This is a genomic window from Chloroflexota bacterium (genome assembly GCA_035652535.1).
GTDB lineage: Bacteria > Chloroflexota > UBA6077 > UBA6077 > SHYK01 > DASRDP01.
The window spans coordinates 1-12163 of sequence record DASRDP010000126.1; the positions used below are offsets into that span (position 1 = coordinate 1).

11 protein-coding genes are annotated in these 12163 nt (G+C 66.9%); 4 read left to right on the top strand and 7 right to left on the bottom strand.

The features are described 5' to 3' along the window. Positions 1–1369, bottom strand: a 1369-nt coding sequence (locus VFC51_16175) for an ABC transporter substrate-binding protein (protein HZT08560.1), incomplete at its 3' end; no start/stop codon positions are given. Between the two features lie 78 nt (positions 1370–1447). On the opposite strand from VFC51_16175, the gene VFC51_16180 reads away from it, so the two are divergent. The 3 genes from VFC51_16180 (at position 1448) to VFC51_16190 (ending at position 3688) form a co-directional block, all read left to right on the top strand. Continuing rightward, positions 1448–2191 (top strand): isochorismatase family protein, encoded by a 744-nt coding sequence (locus tag VFC51_16180; GenBank protein ID HZT08561.1) that lies wholly within the window; start codon positions 1448–1450, stop codon positions 2189–2191. 30 nt (positions 2192–2221) lie between these two features. Further along, complete coding sequence (locus tag VFC51_16185) at positions 2222–3046, top strand: DUF3891 family protein (GenBank protein HZT08562.1); 825 nt, start codon at positions 2222–2224, stop codon at positions 3044–3046. A 246-nt stretch (positions 3047–3292) separates the two neighbouring features. Further along, entirely contained in the window at positions 3293–3688 is a 396-nt protein-coding gene (locus VFC51_16190) for a hypothetical protein (protein HZT08563.1), read from the top strand. A 628-nt stretch (positions 3689–4316) separates the two neighbouring features. On the opposite strand, the gene VFC51_16195 is transcribed toward VFC51_16190, so the two are convergent. The 3 genes from VFC51_16195 to VFC51_16205 are packed head-to-tail and all read right to left on the bottom strand — an operon-like array spanning position 4317 to position 6507. After that, positions 4317–4967, bottom strand: a complete 651-nt coding sequence (locus tag VFC51_16195; GenBank protein HZT08564.1) for a response regulator transcription factor — start codon at positions 4965–4967, stop codon at positions 4317–4319. Then, a complete protein-coding gene (locus VFC51_16200; protein ID HZT08565.1) occupies positions 4964–5581 on the bottom strand; it encodes a serine protease in 618 nt (205 codons plus the stop codon). The genes VFC51_16195 and VFC51_16200 overlap by 4 nt, the downstream gene beginning before the upstream one ends. Positions 5582–5586: 5 nt before the next feature. Then, entirely contained in the window at positions 5587–6507 is a 921-nt protein-coding gene (locus VFC51_16205; protein HZT08566.1) for a S1C family serine protease, read from the bottom strand. Between the two features lie 166 nt (positions 6508–6673). On the opposite strand from VFC51_16205, the gene VFC51_16210 reads away from it, so the two are divergent. Next, entirely contained in the window at positions 6674–7426 is a 753-nt protein-coding gene (locus VFC51_16210; GenBank protein ID HZT08567.1) for an SDR family oxidoreductase, read from the top strand. Positions 7427–7496: 70 nt separating this feature from the next. Here VFC51_16210 and VFC51_16215 read toward each other — a convergent pair whose 3' ends face one another. The 3 genes from VFC51_16215 to VFC51_16225 all read right to left on the bottom strand — a co-directional run bounded on the left by VFC51_16215 (position 7497) and on the right by VFC51_16225 (position 12097). After that, complete coding sequence (locus tag VFC51_16215) at positions 7497–8657, bottom strand: amidohydrolase family protein (protein ID HZT08568.1); 1161 nt, start codon at positions 8655–8657, stop codon at positions 7497–7499. Between the two features lie 109 nt (positions 8658–8766). Beyond that, positions 8767–10479 carry an ABC transporter substrate-binding protein gene (locus tag VFC51_16220; protein HZT08569.1) on the bottom strand — a complete coding sequence of 571 codons (1713 nt, stop codon included), beginning with the start codon at positions 10477–10479 and terminating at the stop codon, positions 8767–8769. Positions 10480–10519: 40 nt separating this feature from the next. After that, positions 10520–12097 (bottom strand): AAA family ATPase, encoded by a 1578-nt coding sequence (locus VFC51_16225; GenBank protein HZT08570.1) that lies wholly within the window; start codon positions 12095–12097, stop codon positions 10520–10522. Positions 12098–12163: the final 66 nt, after the last annotated feature.

Genomic DNA, 12163 nt, shown 5'->3' on the forward strand with positions numbered 1-12163 from the left:
GGCTCATGTACTCGAGGTCTTTCAGCCGGGGGGCGGGGATCAGCGTCTCGGTCACATCAATGCCGATGGCGCGGAGATCGCTGGCGACGAGGTTCATCTGCGGCTCGTTGTCGCCAGCTCTCGGCGTGCGGATCTCGAAGCTGAGGGGCTGGCCATCCGGGCCAACCACGGCGCCGTTCGGTGAGCGCGTCCAGCCCGCGTCTCCCAGCAGGGCGAGGGCGCGGCTCCGGTCGTAGGACAATGGAGGAGCGAGCTGACGAACCCGCTCGTAGTACTGGTTCTCGGGGATGAGGAGGTTGAGCGCGGCCGGGAGCATCCCCATTGACACGCCGCCGGCGATGGTGTCGCGATCCAGCGCGTGGACGACGGCCTGGCGGACGCGCTTGTCGAGAAGCGCAGGCTGGCCGGAGCGGGCTGGGTCGAGCTGAAAGCGAGCGAACCGGGTGCTGGTGGGGAATGTGAGCACGCGACCGTCGCCGGTCCGGTCCCAGGTCTCGCGAACGATCGCGCCGGCAGAAGGGGGAAGCGTGATGCCAACCGTCGCATCGATCGATCCGCTCAAGAGATTGGCGACGACCGTGTTGGGATCGGAGATCACGTGGAAGGTGATCTCATCGATACTGGGCTTCCCGAGATAGTAGCGATCGAAGGCGCGAAAGATGAGCTGGACACCCTGCTCCCATTGGGTGAGTTGATAGGGCCCGTTTCCGACGTAAGCGGGACCAGTCCAGAACGGGCTGCTCTGAAAGACGGCGCGGTCTCGTTCGTAAGATTCCGCGAGGAGGTGCTCGGGCAGGGGTTCGAGCTGACCCGGCCCCAGGCGATCGGCCTGGGCGTACGGTCTGCTCCAGGCCACCACGAACGCGCGATCGTCCAGGATATCGATATGGTCGATGAGCTGCTCGGGCTCGCGCGTGACGACCGAGATCTCGGGGTCCTGGTAGACGCGCAGGGCGAAGGCGAAATCGGCAGCCGTCACGGGGGAGCCGTCGTGCCAAAGGGCCCCGGACCGGATCGTCCAGGTCGTCCGCATCGTGCCGTCCGGGTCGATGCGCCACGTGCCGTCGTCCTGGGACACGAGGCCCTGCGCGAGGCGGGGGAGGACGGCATCGTGCGCATCGAGAAGGGTGAGCGGGCTGTTGGTCATGAAGTGGTACTCGGCCGCGTAGGACGTGGCGATGGTGTCGAGCTTGGTCGCGAGGCCGCCCGTTTCCTGGGCGATGGCCACGGCGAGGCGCGAGGGCTGACCCGGGGCTCGGTCGCCGCCGGCGCTCGCGGCGTCGCCGCTGGAGGCGGAGCGAGGACCGCTCGCCGGGCTCCCGCACGCGACTGCGAGGAGGACCATGAGGAGAACCGTGACCCTGGACACGCGGCCTCCGGACGGGGCATCGGCGGCGCCAACCGCCGCTGGGCTGCGGAACTATAATCCGGCGTCGGAGGTGACGGCATGAACTCGCGGCCATGGGATCGATTTCTCACCGAGAACGACAAGGCGCATCTGGCGGCATCAAAGCACGTGCCGATTGGCTTCGGCGAACGGCCGGTTCTGCTGCTCATCGACATCTACCGCGGCGTGATGGGCGACGAGCCACAGGAGTTGATGGAAGGGATCAAGACCTGGCCCGGCCATACGGGAATGGCGGGCTGGAACGCGATCCCGCACGTTCAGCGGCTTCTCGCCGCGGCGCGCGAGGCGGGGATCCCGGTGATCCACGCGACTGGCAATCCGGGCATTCCCCACTGGTCGGATAGACGGGAGGCGCTGAGGGGCCGGCCGACCGATCCGGCGGCGGTTGCGCGCCAGCGGCGGCGCTTCGACATCATCGACGAGGTGGCCCCGATCGACGGCGAGATCGTGATCCGGAAGTCCTCGCCCAGCGCATTCTTTGGGACGATCCTGGCCGCGCACCTCAACTACGTTGGCGCGGACACGGTGATCGTCGGGGGCGAGAGCACGAGCGGGTGCGTGCGCGCCTCGGTGGTCGACGGGTGCACGTACCGGTTCCGCATGGCCGTGGTCGAGGAGTGCGTGTGGGATCGGCACGAGGCCTGCCACGCCATCAACCTCTTCGACATGAATCAGAAATATGCCGACGTGGTGAGCGTCGACGAGACGGTCGACTGGCTGCGAAGCTGGCGAGCGCGCCAGGGCTCCGCCGAGGCGGAGCTGGCGCTGGCCGGGAGTCGATAGCGGCCGCGTGGCGGGACGGGAGGATGCACGATGTTTGCGCGTGAGCTGCCCGACGGGACGTACGCGATGATCGAGCAGGAGGACCACACCGACCTTTCCGCCCAGTTCGCCGCCCATTGGGGGAACGAGCGGTTCTCGAGGCCCGAGCCATTCCAATCGGTGTTATTCGGGACGATCTACCACGATAGCGGCCACCGCGAGATGGAGGCGGACCTGCCCATCGACGTGGAGCGCGGCGTGCCGTATGCGATCGGCCGAACGCCGCCCGGATTGCGGCGGGCCGAGGCGGACGCGGCGAACGCTCAGTGGGTACGCGGCCGCGATCCATACGCGAGCCTGCTGGTCTCCATGCACCATGCAGGCCTGCGCAAGGACCGTTACGGGAGCGCCCGGAAGCGGACGAACGGCCCGGACGCGGCCGGCGACGGGAAGAGCGCGGGATTCGAGGCCGCGTTCGCCGACCTGGAGCCGTGGCAGCGGGCGGTGTGGGAGGATCTCGGGCTGGACGCGCCGAAGGCGCGCGAAGCATTCTGGCACAACTACCGGCTGCTCCAGGTCTTCGACCTGCTCTCGCTCTACTTCTGCCGCGACGGCGTGCGCGACGGGAAGCTTCAGGAGGTGGTGTACGAGCGGGTGCCGGTGCGCGTTGGATCCGACGAGGTGGTCGAACTCCAGCTCACCCCGACGGGTCCAGCGTCTCTCCGCATGGCGCCGTACCCGCTGGACGCGGACGCGGTCACCGTGGCGATAATGACGCGGGTCATCACACCGGCGCCCGACGCGCCCGAGCCGGTGGCGAGGGAGCGGTACTACCAGGCTCGCCGCGTGCCGCTCGTGTGCGAGATTACGAAGTAGATTGCCCGTATCGTTCTCGGCGGGACACGTGCCAGCCAATGCTGTTTAGCGGTTCGTTCGGAAATGCAGCGGAAGGTGAATTCCGAATTCGCGTGCCCGCGCTGATTCTGGGAGCATAGAGCGTGGACCGGTTCTAGTAACCCCCTGACCCTTCAACGTGCCTTGGTACAAGTCGGCTGGGCCGGTGGCGTCGGGCGAATCATTCGGCGACAGCGAACAGGATTGCCATTGCAGCGAAGGTTGCTCGTGCCAGCGTACCCGGCCTTCGTGGACGAGACGGGCATTCTCACTGGCCCTACACGGCAACAACCGGTGTACGGCATCGGCTTGCTCGTCGTGAAGAATTCACCAATCGTCACGGACAGCCTGTACCGACTTCACTTTAATTTCCGGTCGGCACGCGCGACGGAGCGTGGCAAGCTCATTCGGGCAATTCGGAGCGAAGAGCGATCTCCGACGCTTGATGAGCTTCATCTACTGCTCCGCGACACTCGGCACCATGAATACAAGTTCAGCGAGGTCACAAGCAGAAATCTCCAACAATACATCGATCTCCTCAACGTCTTCTTCTCAGTGGGCGACTTCGAGTTCCATGCTCTGCTCATCGACCGGCTCGACGACGCTTTTTCACTCGGTCGCTGAAATGGGGATCACTGGCGGGCGTACGTTGCGATCGCGCGCGAGCTTCTCCGAAAACGGCTGAGAGATCCTGCGTTTGTCATCGTCGACCTTCAGGGGGAGCCGCTTGCCGCAAGAGAGCACTTGGAGGATGTGATATGCGCGATCCCCAAGGTGACCGGTTGCCTTCGTGCAAGTTCTGAGACCTTCGTGTATCTGCAGATGACTGACCTCTTGCTTGGGGCATTGCAGTTCGATTGGCGAGACGTCCAGGGGAACATCGCACGGAGCTCACGTCGAGGCGAAGCGAAACGAAATCTCGTTTCCTTCGTAAAGAACCAGCTAGGCATATCGCCGTCTGAACCGATTTTGACGCCGAACGCGCGGTTCCGGAAAAAGAGCAGACCCGTCCGGTTTACGGCGTGGATGTGGAGGCCACAGTAGAAGAATATGCCAACGTGCGGCTATGTCCGGCGTCCATCCCGCGAGCGGGACGACGTTACTCCGACCACTCCGCACGTTGCTCGTGATTATAGCATCGCCCTTTCGGACAGATCGGCCCAGTTCCGAGAGCGCGCGTCAGCAAAGTGCGTTTCGATAGTGCCGTTCTCCACGCCGACATCCCGGACGATCTATCGGCACGCCTTGTCAGTTAGAGGGCAATGAGGCCGCGTCGGTAGGCCAGGGCGACGGCCTCGCTGCGGCTGGCCGCCCCGAGCTTCGCGAGAATCGATCCGACGTGGAACTTGACCGTGTGCTCGCTGATGCCGAGGCGCTGAGCGATCGCCTTGTTCGGCAGGCCCTGGGCGATAAGGGCCACGACCTCCAGCTCCCGCCGCGTCAGGAGGTCGCCGTCGACATCTTCGGGAGGCCCGGAATGCGCCGCGCCTAACGCGCCAGGCGCGAGGGCAGCGTCAAGGACGACGAGCCCGCGCGCCACGGACCGAACGGCCTCCGCCACCTCATCCGCCGTCGAGTCGGGGAGCAGAAAGCCGCGTGCCCCGCGCCGAATGAGCGCGGACAGGTCGGCGCCTGTCGAGGCCGATCCCACCAGGACGATCGGGGTCGCGGTGTCCGAGTCGCTGGATGGGATCCCGCCGCTCGGACTGGGCTCGTCGCTCCATTCGAGGAGCACGACGTCAGCGTCGAGGGAGCGTGCGAGGGCGACGAGGTCGTCGGCGGGTGTCCCCTCGCCGACGACCTCAAGATCGTCCAGATCCGCCAGAAGTCCCCGCAACCCGGCCCGCACGACGGGATGGCGGCCAGCCACCACCACGCGGATCGGCCGGTGGGGATCGCTCATGCCACTACCCGAACCCGCGCCGCGGCCGCGTGCCTGGCAGCGATGAACCGCTGGACGGCACGCGTTGGGACGGCCAGGGCAAGCCCGCCGGGCATCACGACGTTTGGGATGCCCACGACGCGGCCCGAGCTGTCGGCGAGGGCGCCGCCCGAATTCCCCGGGCGGAGGACGATCGCGGTGCGAACTGGGTTCTCGGCGCCGGGCGCTGTGACGACGACGCCCATGGTCGCGACGTTCCGCTCGCCCAGCGGGTTTCCGATCGCGAGGACCAATTCGCCGGTCCGCAGGTCGGCCGAGTCTCGAACGGCGGCAGGATTCCACGGGAGGGGAACCGCGACCTCCGGCTCGAGCAGGGCGAGATCGAGAGCGGTCGAGCGGCGGGTGACGCGAGCAGGAATACGGCTCCCGTCGGCCAAGATCACCTGCGCGAATGGCCCCGGCGCGACGTGGTAATTCGTGACGATCGCGCCTGCCTCGGTCCACACGACTCCCGAGCCGGACGTTTCACGCGAGCCGCGCACCATCACCACACTGCGCTGGACGGCTTCGATCACGGAGGCCAGGTCGGCGGCAAGCGACTCGCTCCTCGATTGGGCTTCGACCGCGGTGGTCATGGCCGTCACTCCCGCTCGCCGGGCGTGACGCTCAGGTCTCGGACCTCGCCGCCTCGAAGCAGCCGCAGGGTGACGTGCTTGCCGACGAGATCGGCGCCGAGGGCGGCCTGCAAGGCCTCTGGATGGGTCACGGGGCGATCGTTCACAGCCAGGAGAACGTCGCCGAGGAAGAGTCCGCCGCGGTCGGCCGGGCTCCCGGGCTCCACATTCAGCAGGAGCAAGCCGGTCTGCTGGTCGACGTGCGCCTTCTCCCGCAGCGCATCGGGGACCTCGATAGGACGGGAAGTGACGCCAAGATACGCGCGGCGGATCCGCCCGTGGGCGACGAGCGCATCGACGATCCCACGGACGACGGCGGTGGGCAGGGCGACGGACTGGCCGCCCGCGAGGTGCGAGCTATTCATACCCATGACTCGGCCCGACGCATCGACGATGGGTCCGCCGGAGTATCCGGGGTACAGGGTGAGATCAGCGCGGAGGTAGCTGTCGATGGCGCCGCCGCGCATGCTTCGCCACGAGCCGCCCACCGCGCTGATGATCCCGAAGCTGGCGCTCGTGGCGCCGGACGCGGTCCGCCCGATGGCGAGCGCGAGGCTGCCAACGCGAGCGCTCTCCGCCGGCGCCAGCTCGGCGGGACGCCCGGCCGCGGAAGCCGGGCGGAGGACCGCAACATCGCTGCCCGGATCCCGGCCGATCAGCGTCGCGCCGATTCGGTGGCCGCCGGAGGTTACGAGCGAGATCTCATCGTGCCGCTCGATGACGTGATCGGCCGTGACGACGATGCCTCCCTCGGGCCAGACGATGCCGGTTCCGGGGACGCGACGGCGCGCGTCGACCCCGACGACGGATTGGGACGCGCGCTCGACGGCGTCGGCCAGGTCGGCCGAGAGAGCGGCGAGCAGGTTGGCATGTTCTTCAGCGCTCATGTCGAATGTCTCCTTTGAACTGCGCCCGAGGCCTCGTGGCGACTGATGAGAGCATACGATCGGGCGCCACGCGAGCCATCGCCACAATGGGGAGATTCGGTCCTGCCCGTTCGACCAGGTCTATGATGTCGCCGAGCAGATCTCGAGCGATGGAGGGGACGAGCGCATGACGAACCGCCTGGTAAACAAGGTCGCGATCATCACCGGAGCGGCGAGCGGACAGGGGCGCGTTGCCGCGGAGTTTTTCGCGCGTGAGGGCGCCACGCTGGTGCTGGCGGACGTCGATTCCGAGGGACTGGAAGAGACACGGGCGCTGGCTCGGAAGGCTGGGGGCGACGCCGCGCTCTTCTCGGGAGACCTGGCGCAGGAGGAATCAAACCGGGCACTCATGGCCATGACGATCGATCGGTTCGGGCGAATCGACGCGCTCTTCAACGTCGCCGGGCTCGTTCGCTTCGGCTCGGCGCATGAGGTCAGTCTCGAGGACTGGAACTTCGTGATGCTCCACGAGCTGACCATCACGTTCCTGGCATGCAAACACGCGTTAGGACGGATGATGGCGCAGCGCAGCGGGTCAATCATCAACATGTCGTCGGTGTCCGGGCTGTTCGGCTCGCCGCGCCACGCGGCCCACGCCGCGACGAAAGCAGGCATCGCGGGTCTGACCAAGCAGATGGCGGTGGATTATGGGCCCTATGGAATCCGCGTCAACGCGATCGCCCCGACCCAGATCGCCTACGCGTCGGGCCAGCGGCGAATCGCCGCGCAATCCCAGATGCGTGCGCCCACCGAGGTGCCGCTGGGGCGGCACGCGACGCCCGAGGACACGGCGCACTGCGCGGTGTACCTGGCGTCTGACGAATCGAGCTTCGTGACGGGCCAGGTGCTGGTGATCGACGGGGGCGCGACCGCGCGTTGATGGCGTGGGCTCGCCCTTCGACAGGCCTGTCCTGAGCGAAGCCGAAGGGCTCAGGGCGAACGAGAAGAGATTATGGCTCGCCGAAGAAGTGGACCGGGTTGTCCCAGAGCATCTTCCGCTTGCGCTCGGGGGTGAGCAGATCCCAGCTCAGCACCTGGTCCACGGACCGCGGGAACCGCGATTCCGAGTGCGGGTAATCCGAGCCGAACATCAGGATGTGGTCGCCCATCAGGTCGTCGACCATCTTCACCATCTCGGGGCCCTCGTGGATCACGATGCCGGTGAAGAAGCGGCCGCCGGTCAGATACTCGCTCAGTCGGTACTCCAGGTTCTCGGCCACGTAGCCCATGTACACGGCCTGGTCGTCCATTCGCGCAGCCCAGAAGGGGAGCCAGCCAAAGCCGCACTCCAGCACACCGAAGCGGATCGACGGGTATCGGTCCATGATTCCGCCGCCGACGAAGGACGCCACGGCGCGCATCGCGCCCCAGGGGTGCCCGGCCAGGCGGCCGAGAAATGGATTCCCCCACAAGTCGCGATAGCCCGGATAGCTGGACGAGCCGCTATGGTGGATGACGGCCAGCCCCTCATCGGCCGCGGCCGCCCATAGCGGGTTGAGGTCCGGATGGTCCAGCGGGTAGTCCAGAGGGAGCTGTGGATAGATGGCGACGCACCACGGCTCGCGACCCCACCGCCGAACTTCCGCGATGGACGCATCCAGGCTCTTTGGGGTGACGGTGAGGCACGTCTTGAGGCGATGGGGGTCCGCGCCGCAGAAGTCGTTCAGATAGCGGTGCTGCGCCTTGATGAACTCCATTTCGAGGGTAGGGTCCGGGTGGCTGGCGCCCCCGGTGTGGACGATGAAGTGGACGTCGGTCCCCTCCTCGTCCATGTCACGCAGGCGTGCCTTCACGTCGTAGTCCCCGCCACCCTCGGTCGGCAGGTGCTCGCCCATGAACGTCTGGAAGTGCCGTTCCTTCCCCTCGACGGGCCCTGCTTCGCCGAGCCTGCGGGGCGGCGCGGAGCTCCACCCCTCACCGCGGCCAAATCGATACCAGTGGCGATATGGCGGCTGGCGGATCTCGCCAGCCATGCCGACGCGGATCTCGACGCGGTGCTCGTCGAGGTCGTGGATCCGCTCGCGGACGATCGGGTCGAGGTAGGGTGCGATGGACTCCGCCGACGGCCGCATGTGGGTATCGGCGTCGAATACTTTGAAACCGTCGCGCATGGCGTCCCTCCGAATGTCGCGTCGAGTCGTCCTGAAACCAACGTCGCGGACGCTGTCCGCTACATGGTGCGGGAAGTCCATCCGTCGCGGCAAGGAGCAACGATGAGGCTTACACCTTGAGGTCCCACTGGTCGGCGTTCCACGTCGGGTTGAGGCCGGCCACGTTCACGAGCTTGTTGCTGATCATGGTCGGGTCGAGGGCGAAGTAGATGCCGAGGACGACGACGTTGGAGGTCATGTGGTGGATGATCTCGGCGAGCGCCGCATTGCGCGGCTCTTTGGGAATCGTCGTCACGAACTGATCGATGAGGGCGTCCAGCTCCGGATTTTGATAGCGCGTTCGGTTGAGCCCGCGGAAGTCGTTGCCCGGCACCGGCGTGTCGCGACCGTAGTATCGCGTGACCGCGTCGGCTCCGGACGGCTGCCGGACCACCTCGAAGGCGGGTCGGGTGGCCCGATACTCGCGGTCCGGGGCGCGCTGCGGAGGGAACGTGACGGGATCCGCTGCGATGCCGAGCTGTTTCCAGTACTCGGTGACTCCGAAGAGCGTCTTTTCCTGCAGATCGTCGCCCTGGCGCGTCCGAATCTCGATCTTGAGCGGAGTGCCGCTCGTGTCTGCATACACGCCATCCGGGCGCTTGGCGTAGCCGAGCTCCTCGATCCGTTGGGCGGCGGTGCGAGGGTCGAAGTCGTAGCGGACGATGCTGTTTTCGACCGCGCCGTATTCGGGGTCGCTGGGCGAAATCAGGCTGTCCGCGACGGGCGAGAGACCCTGCTGGATCGTATCCGACATCTCTTTGCGGTTGATGGCGAGGAGCAAGGCGCGCCGCATCGTGACCTCAGAGAGGACGGCGGGTGTCGGGTTCAGCAGCTGGGGAAACAGCGCGACCCACGTCGTGCCTACCGGCGCCTCCATATGGCCGTCGGTCCACTGGTCCCGAATCTGGACTCCCCACTCCAACGAGAACCGCCCGCCCAGCGTCAGATCGACGGCGCCGGCGAGGAGATTCGCGGCGATGGTGCTCGGGTCAGGCATGAAGCTGATGTCGATCTGATCGATCTTGGGGCGGCCCAGGAAGTACCGATCGTTGGCGTCGAGGAGCATGTGCGCATTCTCGACGAACTCGTGGACGCGAAAGGGGCCAAGACCGACGTAATCGTGGGTCCAGAACGAGAGCTGGGTGAATCCGGCCGGGTCGTCGTTGTACGCGCCCTCCAGCAGGTGCCTGGGCATCGGCAGGACCGTCGACCCGGCCGTGCGGGTGAAGAGGGTGTCAGCTTTGATGTAGGGCTTGGACCAGGCGACCGTGAAGGTCAGCGGATCTGGGGTGTCGACGCGGTCGATCAAGCGGAAGGCGTTGAGCCCGGCGAGGCCGACCTGAGGATCCTGCGCCACCCGCACGCTGAACGCGAGATCATCGGACGTGAAGGGCTGGCCGTCGTGCCAGAGAACTCCCTTGCGGAGGTGCCAGGTGGTCTCCATGCGACCATCCGGCTGAACGGTCCAGAGCTGGTTCTCGATGGACGGAAGCTCCTCCGCGAGCCGGGGTCGCAGGGCTCGACGATCGTTCTCGACGGCCAGGCCGGCATGGATCAACTCCTGCAGCTCGTCGACGCCAGGCACGCTGCCGGAACCCGCCGAATTGATGGCCTGGCTCAGCGTATACGGGTTGCCGCGCATGACCGCGTTCACGACCTTCGGGCCGCTTGGGGCGGAACCGGATTGCGCCGACGGGCCGCCCGGGCTTCCCGAGGGGCCGGCGCAACCGATCATCATCGCGGCGACGATCACGGCGGGGATTAGCCCCTGTGCGGAACGCATCGGCTCCCCCTCGGGCGAGATTCTTATGATGCTCTTAAATTTACCGATTATACAGATCGGCGATGGAGGCGACGACGGATTCCGGGTCCGAGCCGCCAGATCGGTCGATGACGAACGGTTCAAACGCGTCAGGCTGAAACGGAGCGCAATCGCGAAGCTGTTGATAGACCTCCCACGTGGCATCTGACACGTTCGTCGGGTCGGCCGCCCGTGTCTCGAGCCGAGCCCGGACGGTCGCATCGTCGGCCTGAGTGAGGACGAAGAGGACGTGCGCGCCGAGGCGAGTCGCCATGCGGCGCACCAGGGCGCGCTGCCGGGCCTCCGCGAAGGTGCCGTCGAGGACGACGGACACCCCGCGCCGGAGCCAGCGAGCGCCGAGAGCGCGCACCGCCGCGTACGTTCGTCGGGTCATCTCCGGCGTATAGAGGCCAGCGCCGAACGCCGCGGTTGGGTGTTCGGTGGGAGCGAGGCGCGCGAGCTGCTTGCGCACCACGTCCGTTGAGATGGGCACCAGCGCGAGTCGGCGCGCGAGCGTACGGGCCAGGGTCGTCTTGCCCGTGCCGGGGAGGCCGCAGGTCACGAGGATCAGCGGGCGCGGGGCGCCGCCGGCGTAGGCGAAGGCGAGATCGAAGTACGCGCGCGCCTCAGCGGTGATCTCCTGCCGGGTCGGATCTGGGAGACTGGCCTCCGCGAGGCGCAGGCTCAGCACTTTGCCCCGAACGAACGCCCGATAGCACTTGTAGAAGTCAAGGAGCGTGCCGACTTCGCTGTCCGATGATCGGCGGACGTACTCGTCCACGAAGATCCAGCCCAGGTCAGCCCGGCCGGCGTGGTCCAGGTCCATGCTCAGGAAGGCGACCTCCGCCGCCACATCCCCGCAGCGATAGCCCGCCGCGAACTCGATGCAGTCGAAGGCCACGATCCGGTCGTCCACCAGGCAGATGCTGTTGGAGTGGAGGTCCCCGTGGCCATCGCGAACGCGATGGGTGGCGATCCGTCGAGTGAACAGCCGGTCATTTGCGTCGAGGAAGCGGCCCACGTATCGCCGAATCACTTTCAGCTCCCACGACGGCAGCGTGACCTCGAGGTAGGGCTCGATCTCGCGAAGGTTGCCCTGCCAGTGGGCGTCGATGTTGGAGCGGTCGCCGTACTCATCGACCCCGGGACCGGTCGCGGCCGTCGCGTGGAATCGGGCCACCATCCGGGCGATGCGGCGGATCAACGCGGGGGTGGCCTCCTCGCGCGCGAGCAATCGGGAGAGCATGCCCTCCGCGGGGAGCCGTCGCATCCAGACCGCTCGCTCCAGCACGCGGCCGGGTCCGCCGACGCGAATCTCTCCATCGCGCTCGACGACGTCCACGACGCCGAGGTACACGTCCGGGGCCATGCGGCGGTTGAGCTGGACCTCCGCCTCGCAGTTGGCCGCCCGCCGCGCGAAGGTCGAGAAGTCGACGAACCCGAGCGTGACCGGCTTCTTGAGCTTGTAGGCGTAGGGCCCGGCGAGAACGACCCATGACACGTGGGTCTCGTGGAGCTCCAGGTCGTGGGCGGGGTGGGGATAGGCCTCGGGGCGAAGCAGCCCGCGAATGATGGGGGGCAGCCGCGCTACGTCGGCCACGGCCGGCTCGCTCCCAGTAGCGACTCCCACGCTTCGCGGGAGATGTCTGCCTGGTTCACGGTTGGC

Bases quoted from the DNA above. Each gene is read 5' to 3' on its own strand.
- VFC51_16180 (HZT08561.1), top strand. From the start codon at position 1,448: ATGAACTCGCGGCCATGGGATCGATTTCTCACCGAGAACGACAAGGCG.
- VFC51_16185 (HZT08562.1), top strand. From the start codon at position 2,222: ATGTTTGCGCGTGAGCTGCCCGACGGGACGTACGCGATGATCGAGCAG.
- VFC51_16195 (HZT08564.1), bottom strand. From the start codon at position 4,967: ATGAGCGATCCCCACCGGCCGATCCGCGTGGTGGTGGCTGGCCGCCAT.
- VFC51_16200 (HZT08565.1), bottom strand. From the start codon at position 5,581: ATGACCACCGCGGTCGAAGCCCAATCGAGGAGCGAGTCGCTTGCCGCC.
- VFC51_16205 (HZT08566.1), bottom strand. From the start codon at position 6,507: ATGAGCGCTGAAGAACATGCCAACCTGCTCGCCGCTCTCTCGGCCGAC.
- VFC51_16210 (HZT08567.1), top strand. From the start codon at position 6,674: ATGACGAACCGCCTGGTAAACAAGGTCGCGATCATCACCGGAGCGGCG.
- VFC51_16215 (HZT08568.1), bottom strand. From the start codon at position 8,657: ATGCGCGACGGTTTCAAAGTATTCGACGCCGATACCCACATGCGGCCG.
- VFC51_16220 (HZT08569.1), bottom strand. From the start codon at position 10,479: ATGCGTTCCGCACAGGGGCTAATCCCCGCCGTGATCGTCGCCGCGATG.